The following is a 25,640-nucleotide window of genomic DNA, read 5'->3' as shown; positions in this document are numbered from 1 at the left end:
AGGAAACTGGCGATCAGTCGTTTTCGTTATCGTTGTGAAGGTCGATGATGCCGTTATCTTCATCATCGCCGTTCTGCTTGCTCTTGGTCTTGTCATTTCGCAGCGCTTCAATCTTTTCGAGGTAAGCGCTATCAATGTCTCCGGTGATGTACTTGCCATCAAACACTGAACATTCCCAGGCTTCAATTTCCGGGTTCACGTCGTTTACACATGTGATGAGATCCTCAAGATCCTGATACAGCAACCAATCGGCGCCGATCATTTCGCAGATTTCATCAATGGTCTTGTCATGAGCTATCAGCTCGTTAACGGATGGCATATCGATGCCATACACGTTGGGATAACGAACGGGCGGCGCAGCAGAAGCAAAGTAGACGTTGCGGGCACCGGCATCCCGGGCCATCTGCACGATTTCCTTGCAGGTCGTACCCCGTACGATGGAGTCATCCACCAGCATGACGTTCTTGCCACGAAACTCGAGATCAATCGGGTTCAGCTTCTGACGAACGGACTTCTTCCGCAATTTCTGGCCAGGCATGATGAAGGTGCGGCCGATATAACGGTTCTTGATAAAGCCTTCACGGAATTTGACACCCAGACGGTGTGCCATCTGCATAGCGGAGGTCCGACTGGTGTCAGGAATAGGAATGACGACATCAATGTCGTGTTCCGGACGCTCCCGCAATACCTTGTCGGCGAGGGTTTCGCCCATCCGCAGACGGGCCTTGTAGACCGACACCTTGTCGATGATAGAGTCCGGGCGAGCAAAGTAGACGTGCTCAAAAATACACGGAATCAGGTGCGGTTTATCAGCGCACTGCTGGGTGTAGAGGGAACCGTCGGTTTCGATATAGACCGCTTCTCCGGGTTCGATGTCGCGAACCAGATTAAATCCGGCCGCATTAAGCGCAACACTCTCGGAAGCGATCATGTACTCATGCCCGCCCTCTTCCGTTTCACGGACGCCATAGCAAGCCGGACGAATGCCATTGGGGTCGCGGAAGGCGACAATCCCGTAACCGGTAACCATCGCAATAACAGCGTAAGCACCCTTGCAGCGCTTATGAACGGCTTTGACCGCGGCGAAGATGTCGTCCTTGGTCGGTGTCAGCTTTCCAAGTTTCTGCAATTCGTGGGCAAAGACGTTGAGCAGGACTTCGGAATCGGAGTTGGTGTTGATATGGCGAAGATCTGTACGGAACAGGTCCCGGCTCAGGTCGTCCGCGTTGGTGAGGTTCCCGTTATGAGCCAGCGTGATGCCGTAGGGACTGTTCACGTAAAACGGTTGTGCCTCGGCGGAGCTGGAGCTTCCGGCGGTGGGATAGCGAACGTGGCCGATCCCGACATTACCGACCAGGCGGCGCATATGCCGGGTACGGAACACATCTCTGACCAGCCCATTATCCTTGCGCAGGTAAAAACGATCGTCCTGATAGGTCACAATCCCCGCCGCATCCTGACCCCGATGCTGCAAAACCGTCAAGGCATCATACAAGGCCTGATTGACGTTAGATGTACTGACTATACCGACAATTCCACACATGGGCAGGGTCTTCTCCGAAGCGTTAAAACTGAATATTAGCGGGCAGCTTCCGCAGGTTCCATAAGGGTTTCCGGCTGCTCCTCAGCCGGGCCGAGCAATTCGGCGAATTCGTCACCAAAGGTGCGCCTGGACCAGTCTTCAATGACTGACAGGTTATTGATCATAATGGACGTTCGCCACCAGGTATCGTTGGCCACCGGCGTATATCTGAGAAAGGCAATGGCAACCACAACCACCACGACACCCCGCAACAAACCGAAGCCCATGCCAAGAACACGGTCTGTTGCAGTCAGACCGGTGACATGGATCAGATGCCCTATCAGGTTATTGACGATCGCGCCTATGATCAGGGTGGCAAAAAATAAAATAGCGAACGCGGCAATGAGCCGGACCAACGGGGTTTCGACAGAGCTTTCCAGCAGAGTTTGCATCTGTGGGTGAAAAGTACGCGCGATGACAAACGCACCTACCCAGCTGACCAGAGACAGGGCTTCTTTAACAAAACCGCGCTTCAGGCTGAACAGAGTTGATACAGAAATCAGTGTGATGATGACCCAGTCGATCCAGATCAGCGCGTCCATGAGAAACCCGGTGGTAAAACGGAAGCGCAAATTCTATCAGGAATCATCGTCACACCAAACCGTTAGTTGGAATGACCGATAACGGCTTGTTGGGCATTGATCACTTGTCGCCAGAAGTAACCAGGCTGTTTAGCCCAAACTCAGAATCCAGTGCCGGTTTGGCGCCTTCGGCCAGCGACCGTTCCGCGTAGGGACCACAGAACACCCGCGTGAGCACCGAATCGCCGCGGGACACTTCCTGGAGATGGCAACTGTAACCCTGCTCCCTGGCACGATCGCGCAATCGACGGGCATTATCGGCGTTGCCAAAACTCCCCAACTGAACAATCCAGGCACCGTCCATGGAGTTTGTATAATCAGTCGGCGTGACGGGCTCTTCCTGAGGCTGGGCCACCGGCGCAGGCTCTGGGCTGACCGGTTCCGGCTGAGCAATTGGCTGCGGCGCGAGCTCCGGAGCAACCTGCGCAGGTTCAGTTTGGTTTACCGGGGAAGCCATTTGGGGCTCGGAGGAAGGCATCTCCGGCGTATGTTCTTCCATTCGGTAACTCGGAACTGCAGGCTGCGCCACGTCTACCGGCTCAGAAATATTCACTTCGGGAAAAGGAGGCTCTTCAGGAAGATCGATCACTCGTGATGACCGCTCGGAATGGGGCTCATCGAATAACATGGGCACAAAAATAACTGCCAGCGATACCAGTACCAGCGCGCCTATAACCCGTTGCTTGAGTCCGTCCACCTTTTCCTGTCCCCTGTCTCAATTCAGCTTGAACTGCACTACACGTCACCGCAGATACTAACCATCCGTAACTGAGAACTCAAAAGCCTGGACTTAAATAACCAAACTTTAAGACGATTTTGTCAGACGAAGGACCGATATCAGGATGCGTTTTCCGCACCCAACGCCAAGCGAGCGTCGGCAACCGTAAAGAAAGACCCGAAGACGATAACCAGATCACGGGTATCCGCGTCCACGCGGACCTGCTTGATTGCCGACTCAACCGAAGGATACGAGGACTGCACCGCGCCACTTAATGGCTCTGCGCAGCGCCGTCCCAGTTCTTCCGATGACAGCCCCCGGGGACAGTCGAGCCCCACCAGATACCATTCATCGACGGCCCCCTTCATTTCGCGGACCACCCCCTCAATATCCTTGTCCGACAGAGCACCATAGATCGCACGGATTTTCCCTCCACTGCGACAACGTAGCACTACCTGTCGAGCCAGCCAGCGGGCGGCATGGGGATTATGACCAACATCAACAACGACATCAGGCTCCGAAGCCAGTCGTTCAAACCTGCCAGGCAGTGTGATGTTTCTGAGCGCCGCTGTGACGGTATCCAGACCAATACCCGGCTCCAGCATCAAGGCTGCGACCACCGCAGCAGCGACACTGTTCAGGGGGAGCGTCATCTCGGGAATAACGAGTTCAGCGCCAGCCAATCCCTTAGCGGACGGCAACGACAATACCGTCCGCCCGTCCTGATCGGCCAGACTATAATCAACACCCAGTCGAAGCAAAGGAATCCGCTGAGCAGACACCTGCTGAAGAACCGACGAAGGGGGGTCGATATCGGCATAAATCGCCGGCTTACCCTGCCTCAGGATACCCGCCTTCTCAAACCCGATGACTTCACGGTCGTCACTCAGGAATGCCACGTGATCGATATCCACCGAGGTGATGATGGCCAGCTCCGGGTCAACCACATTGACCGCGTCCAGGCGCCCGCCAAGGCCGACTTCCAGAACCCAGTCCTCGACACCCGCCTCAGCAAGCACCTGAAACGCAGCAAGCGTACCGAACTCAAAATAGGTCAACGACGTAGCCCCGCGGGCAGCTTCTACCGCCTCAAAGGCACAAACCAGGCGTTCGTCCGACGCCGGCGTACCGTTGATCATGACGCGCTCGTTGTAACGATGAAGGTGGGGTGACGTGTAGGTTCCGACCGAGCGCCCCGCCTGCCGCAGCAGGCCAGCGAGACAGGTAACCGCACTGCCCTTGCCATTGGTACCTGCGACCGTTACTACGCGGGCTTTAGGGGGCCTGCGGAATAATCTTCGGAACACAGTCAGAACACGATCAAGACCGAGGTCGATCTCTACGGGGTGAATCGCTTCGAGGTAGGAGAGCCAGTCGTTAAGACTGGCGCCAGCAACCGGAGCAACCGGTTGCTGGCGAGCAAGATCAGAGTTGTGAGGCATCAACGTCAGGTTTCTCGGTCACTTCAAACTGGATCGGCGCTTCGCTTTCGGGCTGATCCTGGCCAGTGAACTTGGCGAGAACCGACGCCAGTCGCTCGCGCATCTGGTGGCGGTGAAGGATCATATCGATCGCGCCGTGCTCCAGCAAGAACTCACTACGCTGGAAGCCCTCGGGCAGTTTCTCGCGAACAGTCTGTTCAATAACCCGCGGACCGGCAAAGCCAATCAGGGCATTGGGCTCAGCGACGTTGAGATCGCCCAGCATGGCAAGACTTGCGGAAACGCCGCCAAATACCGGATCGGTCATGACAGAAATGTAGGGAATACCTTCCTGCTTCATGCGCTCAAGTACCGCTGCGGTTTTCGCCATCTGCATCAGTGACAGGATTGCTTCCTGCATCCGTGCGCCACCACTGGCAGAGAAACACACCAATGGGATGCGTTCCTTAAGGCAGACATTGGCAGCCTGAACAAATTTTTCGCCCACAACCTGCCCCATGGACCCGCCAAGGAAGCTGAATTCAAACGCACAGGCAACAAGCGGAATCCCCAGGGTCTGTCCCTGGAACGCCACCAGAGCGTCTTTTTCACCGGTCGCCTTCTGGTTCTGGATGAGCCGTTCTTTGTAGCGCTTGCTATCCTTGAACTTCAACCGGTCCCACGGCTCCAGATCCGCCCCGATTTCCTGGCGTCCTTCCGGGTCGAGGAAAATGTCCAGACGACGACGCGCTGTTACCCGCATGTGATGGTTGCACTTGGGGCAGACGTCCAGGTTTTTGTCGAGCTCAGGCTTGTACAGAAAAGCGCCGCATTTAGGACACTTTTTCCAGATGCCTTCCGGTACGCCCGTACGAGGCTTCGATTCCGAGCGGATCTTGCTCGGCATAATCTTATCCAGCCAGTTACTCATTATGTCATCCTGTCCTTCGATGCCGGCGTGCCAGGCCCCCTATCAGGAAGCCAGGTCATCCAGTGCGTTACGCATAGGTTGAAGCAGATCCGCCAAGGCCCGCTTGAGCTGCTCAGGATCTGCCTGATTCCTGGCTATTGTATCGACCAGAACACTGCCAACAATTACACCATCGGATACCCGTCCCACCGCTGCAGCGGTTTGAGCATCGCGAATACCGAAGCCAACACCCACCGGCAGAGCCGTCAATTCATGGATATGTCTGACCTTGCGGGCCACCTCGTCTACATCAATGGACGCCGAACCGGTCACGCCTTTAATGGAAACATAGTACACATAGCCGGATGAATGCTCGCTGATGGCTCGGATACGCTCATCAGTCGTAGTCGGCGCCAGCAGGAATATCGGATCCAGATTCCGGGCAGCAAACAATGGTGCCACGTCCACGGCCTCTTCCGGCGGCAGGTCAACCGTCAGCACGCCATCAACACCCGCGGCGGCAGCGAGGTCGGCAAAGGCTTCGTACCCCATCGCTTCCATCGGATTAAGGTAACCCATGAGCACAACGGGTGTGGCACCGTCGGTTTCACGAAACTGACGAACCATGTCAAGCACCTGGCGCAGAGAAGTCCCGTGGGCAAGGGATCGCTCACAGGCCAGCTGGATCACCGGGCCGTCGGCCATGGGATCGGAAAACGGCACACCAAGCTCAATAATGTCAGCTCCTGCGCCGACCAGCGTATGCATCAGCTCGACAGTCTGCGCAGGGTTTGGATCACCTGCGGTAATAAAGGGAATCAGGGCCTTACGCCCCTCCCCTTTGAGGTTTTTCAACACCCCTTCAATGCGGCTCATGGATGCTCCTGTTAAATGGTTTCTGCCGGCGCTCCGGCACCCGATGAAAGTTCAGGATTCAGTAATTCAGATTTCAATGCCATCAATACCGGCGATGGTGTGGATGTCTTTGTCGCCGCGGCCAGAAACGTTGATGATGATCATCTGATCCTTATCCATAGTCGCAGCCAGCTTGACGCCGTAGGCGACGGCATGGGAGGACTCAAGCGCCGGCATAATGCCTTCAACTCGGGTCAGGGTGCGAAAGCCAGCCAACGCTTCTTCATCGGTCACCGACACATAGTTGGCGCGACCGATGTCTTTCAGCCAGCTGTGCTCCGGACCAACACCGGGATAATCAAGTCCCGCACTGACTGAATGGGTGGCTGAGATCTGGCCATTATCATCTTCCATCAGGTAAGTCCGGTTACCGTGGAGAACACCTGGACGCCCGGCACACAGGGGCGCGGCATGCTGACCACTCTCCAACCCGAAACCTCCAGCCTCAACGCCATACATGGCGACCGACTCGTCTGTTAGGAACGGGTAGAACAGACCGATCGCATTGGAACCACCACCCACACAGGCTACCAGAGCGTCTGGCAACTTTCCGGCCTGCTCAAGGCTCTGCGCCCTCGCTTCCCGACCAATGACTGACTGGAAATCCCGCACCAACATAGGATACGGATGGGGACCGGCAACTGTACCAATGATGTAGAAGGTCTCGTCGACGTTGGTCACCCAGTCCCGCATGGCTTCGTTCATCGCATCCTTCAGCGTCCGGGTACCACTCTCTACGGAGTGAACCTGAGCACCAAGCAGCTTCATGCGATAGACATTGAGCGTCTGTCGCTGAATGTCTTCTGCCCCCATGAACACATGGCACTCAAGACCCAGACGCGCACAAACGGTTGCTGTCGCAACACCGTGCTGACCAGCTCCGGTTTCCGCGATGACCCGCTTCTTACCCAGAAAACTCGCCAGCAATGCCTGACCAATGGTGTTGTTCACCTTATGGGCGCCGGTGTGATTCAAATCTTCCCGCTTGAGCCAGATCTGGGCTCCGCCCGCTTCCCTGGTCAAACGTTCGGCAAAATACAGGGGACTGGGCCGACCAACATAGTGAGCCAGGTCCTTGTCGAACATGGCCTGAAATTCCGGGTCTGACTTCAGACGCAGGTATTCCCGCTCCAGAATCATCAGCGAATCCATCAGCGTTTCAGAAACGAAACGTCCACCAAAGTCGCCAAAATGTCCGCGAGCATCCGGAAGGGTATCGAGCAGTTCTTTAGTGAGTTTTGTTGACACGTTGGACCTCTTTAAGGAATTCAGTCATTCGTTTCTGGTCTTTGACGCCCTTACGGACTTCAACGCCTCCGCTGACGTCCACCGCCCAGGGCCGAACCTGCTCGACAGCGCGAGCTACGTTATCAGAGTTGAGTCCACCGGCCAATATCAACGGTAACGGCCGGTCCTCAGGAATCATTGACCAGTCAAAGCACTGACCAGTTCCACCATACTGCTGAGGATCATAGGCATCCACCAGCAATCCACTGGCGCGATGGTAGCGCCGAAACGCTTCTTGGATGTCCTCTGCCTGCTGAACGCGAATGGCCTTCAGCCAACGGCGGTTAAACTGATCGCAAAATTCTGGTGATTCATCACCATGGAATTGCAGCAAATCAAGTGGCACCCGATCAAGCACCTCTTCAACAAAGGCTGCATCAGGGTTTACAAACAATCCAACGACCGACACAAAGGCGGGAATGGCAGCAACAACCTTGGCGGCAGCTGACAACGAAATCGCTCGCGGGCTCGGCTCATAAAACACTAACCCGATTGCGTCTACCCCTTCGTACGCCGCAACGCGAGCGTCTTCGGGTCTCGATATGCCACAAATCTTGACGCGAGTCTTCATGATACAGGCACCTTGTTAATTCGCACCTTCGACATTGTTATGGGACGATTGTCTGCATCATCAAACCAGGGCCGGGCAAACCCGGGGCCGCTTAGCCCTAACGGGATACCGGAGCTGTCTGGATAGCCAACATCAACCAGGTACAAACCAAAGGGCGGCGCAGTAACGCCGGCGAGCTTACGGTCGCGCTTCTCAAGCACTTCACCAACCCACGACTCAGACTTGTTGCCGCAACCAACCGCCATCAACGCTCCGGCAATATTGCGCACCATGTGATGCAGGAAAGCATTCGCCTGTACATCAATAACGACGTAATCCCCTTTCCTGCTGACTGAAATCGCCTCCATAAAACGGTTTGGCGATCGGGACTGGCACCCCGCAGCACGGAACGACGAAAAGTCATGCTCGCCGACCAGAGCCTGAGCCGCCCGATGCATGGCCTCCGCATCCAGCACGCGGAAATTCCAGCTGACCTGGCCACGCATAATACCCGGACGGACTCGGCCGTTGTAAATGATATAGCGATAACGACGGTAGATGGCAGAAAAGCGGGCGTGAAAGTCTTCAGCGACGTTACCCGCCCAATGAACCGCAATCGCGTCTGGAAGCGCTGTATTAACCCCCATGACCCAGGAACGGATGCTGCGCACAGCTGACGTCTCGAAATGGACAACCTGATAGCTGGCATGGACTCCGGCATCGGTACGACCGGCGCAAACAAGCTCCACCGGATGGGCAGCGACTTTCTCGATCGCCTTGACCAACTCGCCTTCTATTGAACGAACGCCGGACTTCTGGTACTGCCAACCGTGAAAGTGTTCTCCATCGTATTCAAATACCATGGCCACACGACCGTTGCCAACGGCAACTTCAGTTGTCAGTTCGGGGGGACGGATAAACAAAAGGGACCACCATAACCTGGCTCAACAACGCAAAACGCCGGTCTGACGGTAACCGTCAGCCGGCGCTTTACACCTGATTTTCACATTATAACGAATCAGGACAGAGATTTAAGAAGATCCTGCGCTTCAACCTTCTGCTCATCACTTCCTTCGATGGCCACCTCTTCAAGAATATCGCGAGCGCCATCAGCGTCGCCCATCTCGATGTAAGCTCGGGCAAGATCCAACTTGGTCGCGGCCTCGTCAGTTCCGGCAAGGAAATCAAAGTCGTCATCCTCACCCAGGGCCGCCTCGTCGATTTCGGGCACACCCGAAACGGTTGGCGCCTGCCCGGCTTCGCCCTGCGACTGCAATGCCTCGGACTCTTCTTCGGCTACTGCCTCACCTGCAACGGGCACGTCCATTTCAGACTCTGCAGACTCTCCCAGTGCATCTTCGAGACCAAGTTCCTCGTCCAGAGCAGGCCCCTCAAGGTCCGCTGCCCCATCACCAGCCACCTCACCCATCAGCGCGAGATCTTCATCACTGACATCCAGCTCCAGTCCTTCAAGCGTATCCTCGGCTACCTGCAGCTCTTCGCTTTCTTCTCCGGCCACCTTGTCCAGTTCCGCATCCAAGTCGTCAAGGAATGACTCATCCAGAGCGTGCTCTTCAGACAACTCCTCAGCAACCCCAAGCTCTTCGCTACTACCCAGATCGGCCAGAGTTTCGCCCTCGCCCGACGCTGCCGGCTCTTCTTCTGCCAGACCGCCGAGATCTTCTAGACTTTCTTCGCCAAGCTCCAGGGATGCAAATTCCTCCTCGAGATCGGCTGCGCCTTCATCTTCCGTGGACAATTCTTGATCGAACCCAAGAGAGTCGTCAAGTTCACCCAATTCAAGATCGACGCCAGCAGCCTCTTCGTCGGTTGCGGTATCAATATCGAACTCAAGATCCAGGTTGTCGTCGTTCAAGTCGGCTACCGACTCAACCTGATCTTCGATATCAGGCAAATCCTCAAGATCAGGCAGCGCCTCTTCAGACAGATCAAATTCGATCGGCGCTTCAGCATCACGCGCTGTTTCGGACTGAATCTCAGGAGTCGCCTCTGCGACAGGCTCTTCCATGGCCAGAGTCAGCCCCTCTTCTTCAGCAGTCTCAGCTTGCTCCGAAGCCGACGGCTTAACGTCTTCATCCAGGGATTCAAAGTCGATGTCGCCAAACTCCAGTTCAGACGCTTCAGAATGCTCAGGTTCAGCTTCTTCTGCGGCAGGCTCCTGTTGCTCTGTCGGAGCGGCGAAGGATTCAGACATCAGCTGTGATTCGAGCTCATCAATGCTAGGTGCAGCCTCAGCCTCTTCGAGCCGCGAGCGCAGAGCCTCAGCTGCAGCGATCGCTTCGTCATCTTCCAGCGCCTCAAGTTCGCCAAACTGCTTTTCAAAGGAGTTGCGGTCTTCGGAATCCGCATACACACCGAGCAGTTTGAGACGCAGATCGGTCCGGCTGGGTTCCTTTGAAATTGCGGCTTCCAGCGCATGAGCAGCCTGATCGAGCCGGCCGTAGGCAATGTAGACGTCAACCTCTTCCAGTGGGTTATCACCTTCATCGGTTTGCTCTGCCGATTCGTCAGTGGCGAGAACCAGGGTATCGTCTTCACCTTCCGACTCTTTATTGAGCTCGTCGTAGAACGCCTTCTCCTTGCTGGCATTACGGCGGGCAACCAACAGCATCAACAGCAGGAACAGAACTAACCCGCCGCCCAGGGCGATCTGGTACAGCGGATTATTGACGATGGCATCAATAATATTCTGAGGGAAACCTTTGCCAGCCGTTTCTGGCTGTACTGGAGGACTCGCCACCGGCTCTGGCTTGCTTTCCGCAACAGGCGCGACGGCCTCTGCTGCCGGCTCCGGATCTTCAGCCATGTCCGGCATTACCCCTGTCTCAGCGGGCAATCCGCCGTCAGCCATCGTGTCCTGAGCTACTACATCAGGCTCCATGCCAGCAGACTGGCCCAGCTCGGGCTCACCGTCAGACGGGGCCACGCCCTCGTCCGTACCACCATCGGCAATCCCCTCTTCGGTTATTGCCTCAACGACACCCGACTGATCTTCAGCCAAGGCGCCTTCATCAGCAGCCGCATCTGCACCAACAGCAGCCTCTTCACCGCCAGCGGTCATTTCACCGGCTTCGTCGGCCAGTACGTCGGCGTCAGCGCTGGAAGGGAGCCCTGCCTGTGCGCGCTCTTCAATCGACTGTTCAAATTCAGCAAGCTGGGTATTCTTCAACTCCAGCAGACGCTGCAGAGTCTCGACCTGAGCCTGCAGATCTTCAACGCGACCCGACAGCTCTTCGTTCTCGCGACGGGTGCTGTCTAATTCTTCCATTACGACCGAAGAACCGGAGTCGACACCGCCGGACATGGTGCTCTCACCACCAGCCGAACCTGAATCGTTCTCGGCCGGGTCCATAGTGGTATCAGCAACCATCAGCTTAAGCTCGTCGCCCCCGGTTTCGACAGCCGCTGCCACCTGGGGAGCCGTCTGCTCAGCCGCTACTTCGGGAGTTTCCTCGCGCGCATCAACGGTACGGGCGACGGGTGCGGCCAAGGCCTCGTTCTGGAGACTGACTTCCTGAGTCGCCTGGGCCCGGCTACGTTGCTGAACCTGTTCAAGGGTGGGAATACGCAATACCTGACCACGCTTCAACCGGTTAATATTGCCACCGATGAAGGCATCCGGATTGAGGTCCTGTATGGCCAGCATGACCTGCTGGTTGGAGACACTGCTATTCGGTTTGACGGCCGACGCAATCGCCCAGAGGGTATCCGCAGGGCCGGTCGGTCCGAAGGTCGCCGGCGAGCCAGTGCCGGATGATGAAGCTGGAGCAGCTTCAACACGCGGTGCAGCAGACACCGTCTGGCGGGGAGCCGGGGCTGGGGCCGGGGCCGGCGTCGGAGCAACCACAGGCGCCTGGACCTGCTGGGTCAGTCCGGAATCCTCGGCATAGACCGGGGGATCGATCAATACTGCGTATTCACGCATCAGCCGCCCACTGGGCCAGGTCACTTCGAGCAGGAAATTGAGATACGGCTCCCTGACCGGTTCGGTTGTCGATACATTGACAACGAGATTACCGTCAGCTGCGGTAGTGACATCAAACTTGAGCTTGTTAAGGAAGTAACTCCGGTCGATACCAACCTGCCGGTATGCCCCCTCGGACGCAAGATTAACAAACACGTCAGACGGACTCACGCCGCCACTTCTAGTCAGGCCGATATCCGCTTCGAGCGGTTCATTCAGATAGGACTGGAGCTCAATCTCCCCAAGTCCCAATGCCTGTGCGACTCCAGAGCCGAGCCCACCAGCCAGTGCCAGGGCAACCGCAAGCTTGCGTACCTTCATGCTAATTCCTTTCCAGTCTCCGTTATTCTTTACTGCTTTTTACAAACAGAATCGGACGAGGTTGGATCACTTTTGACTAAAATCAATCGCCTGCAAAACGTTCTAATTATTTTGTAAATCAACGTTTGGCTAATGGGCCAAGTATTGTTGATAAATTGTGTTTTATCAATCAATCAGCCGGATTCGTTCCACTAATTCTTCAGCTATGCCGTGGAACCTGCTGTTACCACTTGCCCGTGCAGGCAGAGGCAGCCCGTGCAAGCATAGCCCACGAACCCGATGACGTGAACCGACAACCGCTGAAAATAACAGGGGCGGAGGCTGAAATCAGCCTCCGCCCCTGTTTTGATCACCGAAACCGGACGCAGTTGGCATTACACAACCGCGCTACCCTATTTCGATCAACGCTCCTGAAGGATGCGCAGCATACGACGTAGTGGCTCGGCAGCACCCCACAGCAACTGGTCGCCGACGGTAAACGCGGAGATATACTCCGGCCCCATGGCCAGCTTGCGGATACGGCCGATGGGCACACTCAGAGTGCCTGTCACCTTCGCCGGCGTAAGCTCCTGCATCGTAGCGTCGCGATCGTTAGGGATGACCTTCACCCAGTCGTTACCCTGCGCCAGCAGCGCTTCAATCTCATCGAGCGGCAGGTCCTTGCGAAGCTTGATGGTGAGTGCCTGGCTGTGAGAACGCATGGCACCAATTCGAACGCAGAGACCATCGATCGGAATTGGCTGCTCGGAGCGACCCAGGATCTTGTTGGTCTCGCTCTGAGCCTTCCATTCTTCCTTGCTCTGGCCGTTCTCCAGCTGCTTATCGATGAACGGAATCAGACTACCCGCCAGCGGCACCCCGAAGTTGTCCGTCGGGAAAGTCTCTGAACGCATGGTGTCGGTCACGGCACGATCAATATCCAGAATCGCCGAAGACGGATCTGCCAGCAACTCGCTGACCCCATCGCGCAGAACGCCCATCTGACTGAGCAGCTCACGCATGTTCTGCGCACCTGCACCAGACGCTGCCTGATAGGTCATGGGCGCTATCCACTCAACCAGGTCTTTTTCCAGCAGGCCACCAAGGGCCAGCATCATCAGGCTCACGGTGCAGTTACCACCGATGTAGTCCTTGACGCCTTTGGCCAGGGCCTCATCAATGACCCGGCGGTTAACGGGGTCCAGCACAATCACTGAATGATCTGCCATCCTCAGCGTTGAGGCGGCATCAATCCAGTAGCCATCCCAGCCCGCATCCCTTAACTTCTGGAACACTGCGGTGGTGTAGTCGCCACCCTGACAGGTGACGATGACATCCATGCTCTTGAGAACATCAATGTCATAAGCATCCTGCAGCGCAGGCACTCCGTCTTTGCCAACATCCGGCGCAGGCTTTCCGGCCTGGGACGTGGTGAAAAACACCGGTTCGATGTCGGCAAAATCATTTTCTTCACGCATTCGCTGCATGAGCACAGAACCAACCATGCCCCGCCAGCCAACAAGTCCGACTCGCTTCATGTGCGAATTTGAACCTCATTTTATGCCCGCCCTTACCCCTTTCGCTGGCAAGGACAGGATGAATACCCCCGCGGCAAACGCATCTCGTCGCCGTCGGGTCTCATGGATCAGTTACAACGCCCGGTAATCAGAGCGCCGCCAGGACGGCTTCACCCATCTCAGCAGTCGACACCCGGGTATTTCCCTCCGACATAATGTCAGCGGTCCGCAGCCCCTGATCAAGCACCTTGCTCACTGCAGCCTCAATGGCCTTCGCCGCCTCTTCAGCGTCGAGGCTGTAGCGCAACATCATGGCGGCAGACAGGATTGTGGCAAGCGGGTTGGCAATTCCCTGGCCAGCAATATCCGGCGCCGAGCCATGGCATGGCTCATACATACCCTGCTTGGCAGCATTCATTGATGCCGAGGGCAGCATTCCGATTGATCCAGTGAGCATAGCTGCTTCATCGGACAGAATATCACCAAACATGTTGCCGGTCACAATCACATCAAACTGCTTCGGAGCGCGAACCAGCTGCATCGCGGCGTTATCGACATACATGTGACTGAGCTCAACATCCGGATAGTCTTTTGACAGCTCGTCCATGATTTCGCGCCACAGCACAGTAACTTCCAGCACGTTGTGTTTGTCGACCGAGCACAGCTTCTTGTTCCGCTGCTGGGCCGTTTCAAAGGCAACGCGACCGATCCGGCGAATTTCAGATTCGCTGTATACGTAGGTGTTATAACCCTGGCGTTCACCGTTCTCCAGCTCACGAATGCCGCGAGGCTGACCGAAATAGATGCCGCCGGTAAGCTCCCGCACAATGACAATATCCAGGCCAGAAACCACTTCCGGCTTGAGCGAAGACGCCGACGCCAACTGCGGATAGAGAATGGCCGGACGCAAATTGGCAAACAGCTCCAGATTAGAGCGCAGACCAAGAAGCCCCTTTTCCGGACGACGCGCCATTTCGAGGTCGTCCCATTTAGGTCCGCCGACCGCACCCAGCAGGATAGCATCAGCAGCGCGAGCGCTGGACAGGGTTTCCTCCGGCAGCGGCACACCGGTTGCGTCGATGGCGGAGCCACCCACCAGGGCGGAGTCAAACGTCAGCTCCAGGCCAAACTGCTCGTTGACCTTGCGCAGAACCTTCTCGGCTTCGGCGACAATTTCGGGGCCAATGCCATCACCTGGCAACAACAGTACAGATTTGCTCATTTCCAATCCTTGTCTCAGTTTGCGACGTTAAACAGCCAGGGGGCGGATTCCCGGCGGTTCGCTTCAAAGTCTTTGATCAGCTCAGCATCCTCAAGGGTGACGCCGATGTCATCCAATCCGTTCAGCAGGCAATGGCGGCGGAAGTCATCAACATCAAATCCGAAGGACTGACCGCCCGGGGTAGTAACCGTTTTGGCCGCCAGGTCGACTGTCAGCTGGTACCCCTCCGCCTGTTCCGCTTCCTGGAACAGTTGATCAACAATTTTCTCTTCAAGAACAATTGGTAATAAACCGTTCTTAAAGCAGTTGTTGTAGAAAATATCGGCAAAGCTGGGGGCAATGATGACGCGGAACCCGAAATCATCCAGCGCCCAGGGGGCATGCTCGCGACTGGAACCGCAGCCAAAGTTGTCCCGAGCGAGCAGCACGCTGGCGCTCTTGTAGCGTTCCTGATTGAGAATAAAATCAGGATTCAACGGACGCTGAGAGCAATCCTGATCCGGCTTGCCTTCATCCAGGTAACGCAGTTCATCAAACAGGTTCGGGCCAAACCCGGTCCGCTTGATGGACTTGAGAAATTGCTTGGGAATGATCATGTCCGTATCCACATTGGAACGGTCCATAGGGGCAACAATGCCCTGGTGTTGCGTAAATGCGCGCATGGTTTTCTCCGTCAGTGGATCAGTGGGTCAATTCTCGAACATCAACAAAATGGCCGGTAACCGCTGCCGCCGCCGCCATGGCCGGACTAACCAGGTGAGTACGACCACCGAAGCCCTGACGGCCTTCAAAGTTGCGGTTCGAGGTTGAAGCACAATGCTCCCCCTGCCCCAGCTTGTCAGCATTCATTGCCAGACACATAGAGCAGCCAGGATCACGCCATTCCAGGCCAGCTTCCATGAAGATCTTGTCGAGACCTTCTTTTTCCGCCTGAGCCTTGACCAAACCAGAACCCGGAACCACCAGCGCCTGCTTGAGGGTCGGAGCAACCTTGCGCCCCTTGACGACGGCCGCAGCTTCCCTCAGGTCTTCAATCCTTGAGTTGGTGCAGGAGCCGATAAACACACGATCCAGCTGAATATCTGTGATCGGCATATTGGCCTCAAGCCCCATGTATTTCAGGGCACGAACGATGCCTTCACGCTTGATCGGGTCCGCTTCGTTCGCTGGGTCAGGTACCAGGCCATCAACACCGGTCACCATTTCCGGGGACGTTCCCCAGGTTACCTGGGGCTTGATGTCAGCGCCTTCCAACTCCACCACCTTGTCGAAAACCGCATCGTCGTCACTGTGCAGAGTGCGCCAGTGAGCCACAGCGGCATCCCACTGTTCGCCATTAGGTGCAAACGGACGCCCCTTGACGTAGTCAATGGTAATGTCGTCTACCGCGACCATACCGACACGGGCTCCTGCCTCAATGGACATGTTACAGATGGTCATGCGAGCCTCCATGGACAGCTGACGAATGGCTTCGCCGCCGAATTCCATGGCGTAGCCGGTACCTCCAGCCGTGCCGATCTTGCCAATGATTGCCAGCACCACATCTTTTCCAGTGACTCCGGCGCCAAGGCGACCGTTGACCTTCACCAGCATGTTCTTCATTTTCTTCTGAACCAGGCACTGGGTCGCAAGCACGTGCTCGACCTCTGACGTACCAATACCATGAGCGAGAGTACCAAACGCCCCGTGGGTGGAGGTGTGAGAATCGCCACAGACAATGGTCATACCCGGCAGCGTCGCCCCCTGCTCTGGCCCGATCACATGCACGATACCCTGACGCTGGTCTTTGATCTTGAACTCCAGAATGCCGAATTCATCGCAGTTGCGATCAAGGGTTTCGACCTGGGTGCGTGATACCGGATCAACAATACCGTCAATGCCCTTTTCACGATCAGTGGTCGGAACGTTATGGTCCGGAGTCGCGAGGTTGGCGCTCAGCCGCCAGGGTTTGCGGCCCGCCAGACGAAGACCTTCAAAGGCCTGCGGTGAGGTCACTTCATGCAGGAGCTGGCGATCAATATAGATCAGCGCAGAACCGTCATCCCGCTGTTTGATCAGGTGATCATCCCATAATTTGTCGTACAAGGTTTTACCGGCCATGGAAGGCTCCTCAACTCTCTCGGTGATTTACCAGGGAGCCCGCAACTGGCAGCTCCTCTATCTATTCTCTTATGGGCAATATGGTATACCCTTGGATTGAATAACTACAATTCATGTTTTTTATATAGATGATTCCCAACTGGAATAATTAAGCGGAGGACCTGAACCTGGATAGCAACAGCCTGAAAGCGTTTGTGACCATTGTGGATACCGGCTCCTTCTCGGAGGCGGCTGAGATACTGCACCTGACCCAGCCCGCGATCAGTAAGCGTCTCGCCGCCCTGGAAAATCTGCTGGGCCACCAGCTTATTGACCGCAGCCAACGCCAGCTGAGCCTGACCGATTCGGGGACTCGCCTTCTCCCCCATGCACGACGCATCCTCGACGAACTGCATAACGCCCGGGTGGCGCTTTCGGACGACAACGATGAGGTTGGCGGTGAACTGGACATTATCACCAGCCACCACATTGGCCTGCATCACCTGCCGAACTGGCTGCGTCGGTTCAGCCGCGAGTACCCCCAGGTACGGGTCAATCTGCAGTTTATGGAGTCCGACGCGGCCTACGCCCAAATGCGTAAACGTAACGCAGAGTTAGCCTTCGTCACACTCAGTGACAGTATGGGAAATGATTTCATGGTATACGAACAATGGTTAGATCCAATGGCGTTTGTTGCCGGCCCCGATCACCCTCTAGCGGCGATGGAGCGGGCAACGCTCGCAGACCTTGGTCGCTACCCGGCCGTGCTGCCGGACGCGTCCACAGCGACTTATCGAGTGGTCAGCCGGCTGTTTCTGGAGCACAGCCTGAATCTGAACTCACAAATGCCCACGAACTACCTGGAAACCATCAAGATGATGACCAGCGTAGGGCTGGGGTGGAGCGTGTTGCCTCAGGGCATGATTGACGAGTCGGTGGTTCGGATTGCCGTCAACCAGCCGGTATCGCGAATGCTAGGCGCCATCGGATTGAATGGCCGGGAACTGAGCGCAGCGGCAACAGGCTTCAAACGAATTGTCCGGGAACAGGAGCAGGCACTCCTGACGCAGGGACGAACAGACACCAAGTAACCGTAACAGGAGACACCATGGGCTTTGATGATTACCTGAAAATTCTTGCCATGAAGGATGGCTCAGATTTGTACCTGAGCACCGGCGCCCCCCCCTGCGCCAAGTTTCAGGGCACACTCAAGCCCATCGACCGGACCCCCATGGCCCCCGGCGCCATCAAGGACATCGCTTACCAGGTAATGGATCCCGAACAGATCGAAGAGTTCGAGCAGGAACTGGAAATGAACCTTGCCTACAGCATTCCCAAAGTCGGCCGGTTCCGCATCAACATTTTCCGTCAGCGCAATGAAATCTCAATCGTTGCCCGTAACATCGTCACCGAGATTCCGAACGCCGATAAACTCGGCCTGCCGACCATCCTCAAAGACGTGGTCATGTCAAAGCGCGGGCTTGTGCTCTTTGTCGGAGCCACCGGTTCAGGTAAATCCACCTCGCTGGCGGCCCTGATTGATCACCGCAACACCAATTCCAGTGGTCACATCATCACGATCGAGGATCCGGTGGAATACATCCACCGGCACAAGAAGAGCATTATCAACCAGCGGGAAGTTGGGGTTGATACCCGCAGTTTCCATAAGGCGCTGAAGAACACCCTGCGTCAGGCGCCCGACGTTATCCTGATTGGCGAAATCCGAGACCGGGAAACCATGGAGCATGCGCTGGCCTTCGCCGAGACCGGACATCTGTGTATCTCAACACTGCATGCCAACAACGCCAACCAGGCCCTCGACCGGATCATCAACTTCTTCCCTGAAGAACGCCGCCCTCAGTTGCTGATGGATCTGGCGATGAACCTCCGCGCCTTTGTGTCCCAGCGCCTGATTCCCACAGTCGATAAAAAACGCTGCGCGGCGATCGAAATTCTGCTGGGTACGCCTACCATCAGCGAGCTGATTCTGCGTGGTGAGATTGATGGCATCAAGGAGATCATGGAGAAGTCCACCAACATCGGCATGCAGACGTTCGATCTGGCGCTGTTCAACCTTTGGAAGGATGGCAAGATTACCGAAGATGAGGCTCTCAAGAATGCGGACTCTGCGAACAACCTGCGACTGAAGATCAAACTGCATGGCAATGATTCAGGCGCTGGCGGAGAAGCGGCAGCCGGTGCAGCGGGTGGAGGCTTCACCCTCAGCCTTGAATCTACCGAAGAGGATGAGGAAGACTCCGACAATCCGCTTTAATCGGCGGATTGTACAATACTGCCCTGACCTGGCGGCGGCCTCAGCCATCGCCAGGTCACAATCAGCGCAAAGGCGATGGCAATTGCGCTACCCCAGAACGCCAAATCTGTACCATACCCCTCCACCAGAAATCCCGACGCCCAGGCCCCAATGGCCCCGCCGGCGCCAAAGGTCAGACCACTGTATAGCGCCTGCCCCTGGCCATGATGCCCACGCCCAAAATAGCCATGAATGTACTGCACCGATAGTGCGTGCATCGCGCCATAGGAAGCTGCATGCAACAACTGCGAAAACAACAATACCCAAAGCCAGTCGGAGGCCTCGGCAATCAACACCCAGCGCAGCAGGGTAAGGGCGAGCGCGCACAATGCAATCTGACGATAGCTGAACCGGGCAAACAGGCCATGCATTACAATGAACAGGCCAATTTCTGCCAGCACGCCCAGGGACCACAATAGCCCGATTGCAGCCTTGCTGTATCCATACTGCTCAAGGTGGATACTGAAGAAGGTGTAGTAGGCACCGTGGGAGATCTGAAGCAGGAAATTCATCAGAAAAAATGCGATGACCGCAGGCTCTACCAGGATTCCCCGCAAGCTCCCGGCTCCCTCTTCTTTTCGCACCACACCCTGATCCGAAGGAATCAGGAATGCAGACACGACGATTCCGAGAAACACCGGCAATACCAGCCAGGGAAGCTGCGCAACGGAAACCCGGTCCAGCACTGCACCGACCGCCGCCACCGTTGCAATAAAACCCACGGAACCCCACAGCCGTACCCGGCCATAACGCGACTTGTCACTCCCCAGGCCACGCAGGGTGATCACTTCATACAATGGAAGGATGGCGTTCCAGAAAAAGGTGAAAACAAGCATCACCAGCATGAGCCCAAAGAATGCCGGCTCAAGAAAGACACCCAGGAAGCTGATTGCGCCAACTACAGCCCCCAGACGAACCAGCCTGACACGCTGACCGGTGCGGTCCCCGAGCCAGCCCCAGAGACTGGGAGCAACAACCTTGGTGATCTGGATGGTCGCCATCAGCGAGGCGATTTCGAGGTAGCTGAACCCCCTACCTTGCAGGTAGAGGGACCAGTAAGGGAGCAATGCACCAAGAAGTGCAAAAAACCAAAAGTAGAGGTTGGACAGACGCCAGTAAATAGCCCCGCCCTCAGCGCTTCTCGATATCCGGGGTTTCAACGACAACGTCGCCATTCTGAGCGCGATGCCGCAGATAGTGATCCATCAGTACGATCGCCATCATGGCCTCGGCAATCGGCGTGGCGCGAATACCGACGCAGGGATCATGACGGCCGGTGGTGATCACTTCCACAGGATTGCCATGGATATCGATGCTGCGTCCTGGAAGACGCAAGCTGGATGTAGGCTTTAACGCAATGCTGGCGAGAATGGGCTGGCCGGAAGAAATTCCGCCAAGCACACCGCCAGCCTGATTCGACAGAAAGCCGTCCGGGGTCATTTCGTCGCGGTGCTCGGTGCCTTTCTGGGTAACACAGCCAAAGCCGGCCCCAATTTCCACCCCTTTGACCGCATTAATGCTCATCAGGGCATGGGCCAAATCGGCATCGAGCCTGTCAAAGATCGGTTCTCCCAAGCCTGGCGGCACGCCTTCAGCGACAACATTGATACGGGCTCCGATGGAGTCTCCCTCTTTTCTCAGGGCATCCATGTAGCTTTCAAGCTCAGGCACCTTATCGGAATCCGGGCAGAAAAAGGGATTCTGGTGAACCTGGTCCCAGTCCAGCTTATCAATGGCGATCGGCCCCAGTTGCGCCAGATAACCCCGAATCCGGATGCCCAGACGTTGCTCGAGGAACTTTCTCGCTACAGCGCCTGCGGCAACGCGCATCGCGGTTTCGCGGGCCGATGACCGGCCGCCACCACGGTAATCGCGAAAGCCGTATTTGTGGGTATAGGTGTAATCAGCGTGGGCCGGCCGGAACTGTTCTGAAATCTTGGAGTAGTCCTTGGAACGCTGATCGGTATTCTCGATCAGCAGACCAATCGGTGTTCCTGTGGTCCTGCCTTCAAACACGCCAGAGAGAATACGGACTTCATCCGGTTCACGGCGCTGTGTCGTATGACGTGACGTTCCGGGTTTACGAAGGTCAAGGTCCTTCTGCAAGTCGGCTTCGGTCAGCTCGATGCCGGGAGGACAACCATCAATGATGCAGCCAAGTGCCGGTCCGTGACTTTCACCAAATGTGGTGACCGCAAACAACTTACCAAAGGTATTTCCAGACATAATTCAGTATCTTGTATAGTTTATATGAAGTAGTTACTGAGCTTTATTCTCGCACCACTGCTGCAGATCTTCTGCCTGCAGGAGGAAGACGCCATCACCACCCTGATCAAATTCCAGCCAGGTAAACGGAAGGTCGGGATAGGCTTCGTCAAGCGCTACCCAGCTGTTGCCAACCTCGACAATCAACAGGCCACCCGGTGTCAGATGGTCAGCAGCCTTCGCCAGGATGCGGTGAGCAATATCGAGCCCGTCATCGCCGGCAGCCAGACCCAACACCGGTTCGTGGCGGAATTCTTCCGGCATGGAAGCCATATCCCCGGCATCCACGTAGGGCGGGTTACTGACAATCACGTCATACCGGCCCTGAATATTGTCAAACACGTCGGACTGCACAGTCCGCACCCGGTCGCCAACCTGATGGTAGTCGATGTTACTGTCTGCGACCGCAAGGGCATCCGCCGAAATATCGGAAAGATCGACTTCCGCATCTTCAAAAACGGTGGCAGCGGCGATACCAATACAACCACTCCCAGTGCAAAGATCAAGCACTCGGGTAACGTGCCTGTCACCCAGCCAGGGCTGAAGCTCTGACTGGAGAAGCTCGCCGATCGGCGAACGAGGCACCAATACCCGCTCATCGACATGGAACGGCATCCCCATGAACCAGGCTTCCCCAAGGAGATAAGCCAGTGGCACGCGCTGGGTAATCCGCTTTTCCATCCGATCCAGGATCAGGCCCCGTTCTTCCCGGGTCAGGCGGGCATCGAGAAACAGCTTGTTGTTCTCAAGCGGTAGATGGAGGCTTCGCATGACCAGTTGGACTGACTCGTCCCAGACATTATCGGTACCGTGCCCAAAGAACAGCGGAGATGCCGCAAATTGAGAAGAAACATACCTCAGGTAATCCCGTACGGTATGGAGGTCGTCTATGGGCAATGTCACTGGTCAAGCTTCCTTCTGATGCGGCTGGGCTGGCCGCAAATTATACGCGCTTTCGCGTGGTGAAGGCAGTCCTGGATGATTCAGATCGACAGCGGCCCGGAACTGTTGCGGCCTTTTTCAAAGCGATTGAGCGCCTGGATCATTCGTTCACGGCCAATCTGGATCAGTTCCGGCGCCTTATGGTAGTCATAGGTCCGGCAGACGTTTTTAGGGACATTCACCAGCAGGTCCGGTGGATAGCCAGCAATCTTGTACTGCACCAGAGCGCTTTGCATGGACTCGATGGCGAGGTTCATCACATCGAAACGGCCAATGCCGAGTTTGTCCCAGTCGAGGGCATCGAGTTCCGACAACAGGCCGCCGCCCTCAGCGTCTTTCTGAGCATCCGCCGAGCGTTTTTCTTCCATCGCCTTGTTAATCCGAGCCTCGGTGTCAGCGGAATCGCTACCGTCCCGCTTACCGGTAAAGGCCTTCAGAATATCCCAGTCAAACCAGCGAGAGGCCTTGTCACGCACTTTCTGCACCCACTCCTCGCCTTCTCCAAGCCCTTCGATCTCGCCACCAAACATCGCATCCTGAACCGTCTGGCTCTGGTCATCCTCTCCGGCCAGGTTGATCGCGACAATCAGATCGGCATGGGAGGAAATGGTCGGAATGATCGGCAACGGATTAAGCAGAGCGCCGTCAACCAGGACACGCCCCTGCAACACCATCGGTGTAATCAGGCCAGGAATGGCGATTGAGGCACGGATGGCCTGGTCGACCGGACCTTCCTGGAACCAGATCTCCTTGTGGGACAGGAGATCCGTTGCCACCGCAGTATAGGGAATAGACAGGTCTTCAATACGGGTATCACCGAGCATTTCCCGCACCACCGAAAACACCTTTTCACCGCGAATGGCTCCGGCGGAATTAAACGTGACGTCCAGCAGTTTCAGCACATCAAACTGGCCCAGCCCAGTGACCCAATCCTTGTAGTCCTTCATCTTACCCGCGGCATACACGCCGCCAATCAGCGCGCCCATTGAGCAACCGGAAATGGCGATGATGTCGTAACCGCGTTCTTCCAGAACCTCGATAGCCCCAATGTGGGCGTAGCCCCTGGCACCGCCACTTCCCAATGTTAACGCGACCGTTTTCCGGCCTTTATTACCTTGGGCGGATTGCGTCATGGGGCTGGAAGCCGTTCCGGGCGTTGCAGGCGTACTTGGAGAGGTGGCTGGAGTAGATTCGGGATTTGATTCGTTCATGGCGCAAGAATCACCAGAATTTCGATACGATCGGTATTCCCAGCAGGATCCAGTGACTGAACCGCTGGCCCAATGTTGATCTGTGTTTGCCGGTCCTCCCTGATCCCGCTCTTCGCCAACAAGGATGCCATGGAAGTTAATGCCTGACCGGACCGTTCCAAAGACTGCTGAAGTGTTTCATCAGACCTGAGGGCCGTGCGACTGGTCAACAGAACGGTGGCGCCCTCCTCTGCAGCCCAGTTGTTAAGGTGACGACGGTCGGTTGAGCTCCAGTCGAATCTGACGGTGACACCGCCACTCCAGGGCACCACGATTGGCCCGCGAATACGCCCTCCTCCGTTGGACACCGCGGGCAAACTCGCGCCTTCACCAAGCACCAGCTGTTCGACCCAAACGTATTCACGGAGATTACCACGTGTGACCGTATACACCAGGACCAGCAGCCTGCGGTCGTCCTGGTCAACGACCGCCGCCAGGTAATCCTGCTCGGCATCGCGCCCGTAGAGTGTCGCCTGGCCGAAAATCTGGTTGGCCCAGACATTACTCCGGCCACAGTTGCGCCCCTCACATTCGTACAGCTCTCTGGCACCTAGCAGCTGAAGCTGTTGGCGGTAGTAAGCCCGGGCCTCCACCCTGCTGGAATCCTCCGCGATTCTGAGAAGCGCCCCGGTCCCCCGTACGGGCACCCGGACAACCGTTTCCGAACGGATTTCGTCATTCACCTCACGAACCGGGCTGAGCAGCACACGGTGGGCGGGGGATTCAATTTGGGTCTCGACCTCAACCGTCGCCAGGGGAAAGGGCGCAAGGGCCCCCATCGCCCTAACCGGCAGCGATGCCACCACCAACCCCACAAACAGCAATCCGGCTTTCAGGTAAATACTCAAGTCACGCCCCACCTTGTATAAAGTCCCGTATTGAATCCGCTACGGGGGTAACCTCACCGTCCAGATGGCAATGATGACTGCCGGGAACCGTCAACACCTGCAACGCCTTCACCGCCCCGGTACGGGCTTTCAAGCGATCGCTTTTAGCAAGAATACCGCCTTCGGCTACGAGCAGCAGCATCCGGGTTGTCAACGAGGCCACCACCGCCATCACCTGCTCCTCATCCAGCATGATCATAGACGGGTGCCGCAGCCTTGGATCACTGCGCCAGCGATAACCATCCTCCTCCTGACGCAGGTTTCGGGGTACCAGCAAGTGTGCAGCCTCATTCGAAAGTGGACTTAAGCCTCCCGCTCGGGCACGAGCCGCGTCTTCAATACTGGCGTATAACGGGCCGAGACCAGAGCCGTCCTGACGCTTTAACAAGGCACTTCGCAGTTGCGGAATGACCTGACTCGCAGGCCGGCTGACCGGCCCGAAGCTATCAATAGCGGTCAGGCATTCGACCTTTTCAGGAAAGGCTGCAGTATAGATCATCGCGACGATGCCACCGAGGGAATGCCCCACGAGGCGCACTGGCCCATCAAAATGCGTATCCAGGAGTTCTGCCAGATCGGCAACGTAGTCAACAAGCAGGTAGGATTGCCCCGGAGGACGGTGATCGGAGTGACCGTGGCCAGCCATGTCTATGGCATACACATCACCAAGCTGGGTCAGCATTGGCGCTAACCGGGAAAACGTCAGGCAATTATCCAGCCAGCCATGAATCATAACCACCGGGGCCCCGGCAGTGGCGGAATCTGACGATGGCCAATGCGCCCCCGCCAGCACCATGTGCCTTAACGGCCAACGAATTTCCCGGTGCGCACCGCCTTGCGTCTGCACAGTCGCCCCTAAGACTCGATCATTCATGGAAACCCCGATGGACAGTCAGACCTGTCAGCCGAACCCAC

At 56.4% G+C, this 25,640-nt stretch carries 22 protein-coding genes; 2 read left to right on the top strand and 20 right to left on the bottom strand.

Annotated features, from left to right (window positions below):
• Positions 1-13 precede the first annotated feature (13 nt).
• From purF to leuC, 14 genes are all read right to left on the bottom strand, one after another.
• Positions 14-1,543: an amidophosphoribosyltransferase gene (gene purF, locus BLV11_RS06425; protein WP_091812138.1), complete on the bottom strand. Its 1,530-nt coding sequence runs from the start codon at positions 1,541-1,543 to the stop codon at positions 14-16.
• Positions 1,544-1,578: 35 nt separating this feature from the next.
• Complete coding sequence (locus BLV11_RS06420; protein ID WP_091812137.1) at positions 1,579-2,124, bottom strand: CvpA family protein; 546 nt, start codon at positions 2,122-2,124, stop codon at positions 1,579-1,581.
• Between the two features lie 100 nt (positions 2,125-2,224).
• Positions 2,225-2,860, bottom strand: a complete 636-nt coding sequence (locus BLV11_RS06415) for an SPOR domain-containing protein (RefSeq protein ID WP_091812136.1) — start codon at positions 2,858-2,860, stop codon at positions 2,225-2,227.
• 140 nt (positions 2,861-3,000) lie between these two features.
• Complete coding sequence (gene folC / locus BLV11_RS06410; RefSeq protein ID WP_091812135.1) at positions 3,001-4,323, bottom strand: bifunctional tetrahydrofolate synthase/dihydrofolate synthase; 1,323 nt, start codon at positions 4,321-4,323, stop codon at positions 3,001-3,003.
• Positions 4,307-5,233, bottom strand: coding sequence for an acetyl-CoA carboxylase, carboxyltransferase subunit beta (gene accD / locus BLV11_RS06405; RefSeq protein WP_091812134.1), 927 nt, complete (start codon positions 5,231-5,233; stop codon positions 4,307-4,309). Before accD ends, folC begins: the two co-directional genes overlap by 17 nt.
• 42 nt (positions 5,234-5,275) lie before the next feature.
• Positions 5,276-6,088 carry a tryptophan synthase subunit alpha gene (trpA, locus tag BLV11_RS06400; protein WP_091812133.1) on the bottom strand — a complete coding sequence of 271 codons (813 nt, stop codon included), beginning with the start codon at positions 6,086-6,088 and terminating at the stop codon, positions 5,276-5,278.
• Between the two features lie 66 nt (positions 6,089-6,154).
• Complete coding sequence (trpB, locus tag BLV11_RS06395) at positions 6,155-7,375, bottom strand: tryptophan synthase subunit beta (RefSeq protein ID WP_091812132.1); 1,221 nt, start codon at positions 7,373-7,375, stop codon at positions 6,155-6,157.
• Positions 7,356-7,985: a phosphoribosylanthranilate isomerase gene (locus BLV11_RS06390; RefSeq protein ID WP_091812131.1), complete on the bottom strand. Its 630-nt coding sequence runs from the start codon at positions 7,983-7,985 to the stop codon at positions 7,356-7,358. Before BLV11_RS06390 ends, trpB begins: the two co-directional genes overlap by 20 nt.
• Positions 7,982-8,887, bottom strand: coding sequence for a tRNA pseudouridine(38-40) synthase TruA (truA, locus tag BLV11_RS06385; RefSeq protein WP_091812130.1), 906 nt, complete (start codon positions 8,885-8,887; stop codon positions 7,982-7,984). The genes BLV11_RS06390 and truA overlap by 4 nt, the downstream gene beginning before the upstream one ends.
• A gap of 95 nt (positions 8,888-8,982) precedes the next feature.
• Positions 8,983-12,270, bottom strand: coding sequence for a FimV/HubP family polar landmark protein (locus BLV11_RS06380; RefSeq protein ID WP_091812129.1), 3,288 nt, complete (start codon positions 12,268-12,270; stop codon positions 8,983-8,985).
• A gap of 401 nt (positions 12,271-12,671) precedes the next feature.
• On the bottom strand, positions 12,672-13,787 hold the full coding sequence (asd, locus tag BLV11_RS06375; protein ID WP_091812128.1) for an aspartate-semialdehyde dehydrogenase: 1,116 nt from the start codon (positions 13,785-13,787) through the stop codon (positions 12,672-12,674).
• 127 nt (positions 13,788-13,914) lie between these two features.
• Positions 13,915-14,988 carry a 3-isopropylmalate dehydrogenase gene (gene leuB, locus BLV11_RS06370; protein ID WP_091812127.1) on the bottom strand — a complete coding sequence of 358 codons (1,074 nt, stop codon included), beginning with the start codon at positions 14,986-14,988 and terminating at the stop codon, positions 13,915-13,917.
• Between the two features lie 14 nt (positions 14,989-15,002).
• A complete protein-coding gene (leuD, locus tag BLV11_RS06365) occupies positions 15,003-15,650 on the bottom strand; it encodes a 3-isopropylmalate dehydratase small subunit (protein ID WP_091812126.1) in 648 nt (215 codons plus the stop codon).
• Positions 15,651-15,669: 19 nt separating this feature from the next.
• Positions 15,670-17,088, bottom strand: a complete 1,419-nt coding sequence (gene leuC, locus BLV11_RS06360) for a 3-isopropylmalate dehydratase large subunit (protein WP_091812125.1) — start codon at positions 17,086-17,088, stop codon at positions 15,670-15,672.
• A gap of 167 nt (positions 17,089-17,255) precedes the next feature.
• Between leuC and BLV11_RS06355 the strand changes: the two genes are divergently transcribed.
• Positions 17,256-18,158 carry a LysR family transcriptional regulator gene (locus tag BLV11_RS06355; RefSeq protein WP_091812124.1) on the top strand — a complete coding sequence of 301 codons (903 nt, stop codon included), beginning with the start codon at positions 17,256-17,258 and terminating at the stop codon, positions 18,156-18,158.
• 17 nt (positions 18,159-18,175) lie between these two features.
• Positions 18,176-19,342 carry a PilT/PilU family type 4a pilus ATPase gene (locus BLV11_RS06350; protein WP_091812123.1) on the top strand — a complete coding sequence of 389 codons (1,167 nt, stop codon included), beginning with the start codon at positions 18,176-18,178 and terminating at the stop codon, positions 19,340-19,342.
• Here BLV11_RS06350 and BLV11_RS06345 read toward each other — a convergent pair.
• The 6 genes from BLV11_RS06345 to BLV11_RS06320 form a co-directional block, all read right to left on the bottom strand.
• Entirely contained in the window at positions 19,339-20,547 is a 1,209-nt protein-coding gene (locus BLV11_RS06345; RefSeq protein WP_245725938.1) for an MFS transporter, read from the bottom strand. The two genes, BLV11_RS06350 and BLV11_RS06345, sit on opposite strands and share 4 nt — an antisense overlap.
• Positions 20,513-21,607, bottom strand: coding sequence for a chorismate synthase (aroC, locus tag BLV11_RS06340; protein WP_091812121.1), 1,095 nt, complete (start codon positions 21,605-21,607; stop codon positions 20,513-20,515). The genes BLV11_RS06345 and aroC overlap by 35 nt, the downstream gene beginning before the upstream one ends.
• Positions 21,608-21,640: 33 nt before the next feature.
• A complete protein-coding gene (gene prmB, locus BLV11_RS06335; protein WP_091812120.1) occupies positions 21,641-22,549 on the bottom strand; it encodes a 50S ribosomal protein L3 N(5)-glutamine methyltransferase in 909 nt (302 codons plus the stop codon).
• An 80-nt stretch (positions 22,550-22,629) separates the two neighbouring features.
• Positions 22,630-23,721, bottom strand: a complete 1,092-nt coding sequence (locus tag BLV11_RS06330; protein WP_245725937.1) for a patatin-like phospholipase family protein — start codon at positions 23,719-23,721, stop codon at positions 22,630-22,632.
• Positions 23,722-23,795: 74 nt separating this feature from the next.
• A complete protein-coding gene (locus tag BLV11_RS06325; protein ID WP_245725936.1) occupies positions 23,796-24,686 on the bottom strand; it encodes a DUF4892 domain-containing protein in 891 nt (296 codons plus the stop codon).
• Between the two features lies 1 nt (position 24,687).
• Complete coding sequence (locus BLV11_RS06320; RefSeq protein ID WP_091812118.1) at positions 24,688-25,599, bottom strand: alpha/beta fold hydrolase; 912 nt, start codon at positions 25,597-25,599, stop codon at positions 24,688-24,690.
• Positions 25,600-25,640: the final 41 nt, after the last annotated feature.

The organism is Marinobacter mobilis (genome assembly GCF_900106945.1).
In the GTDB taxonomy this organism is placed as follows: Bacteria; Pseudomonadota; Gammaproteobacteria; order Pseudomonadales; family Oleiphilaceae; genus Marinobacter; species Marinobacter mobilis.
This window is presented reverse-complemented; position numbering and strand designations above follow the sequence as displayed.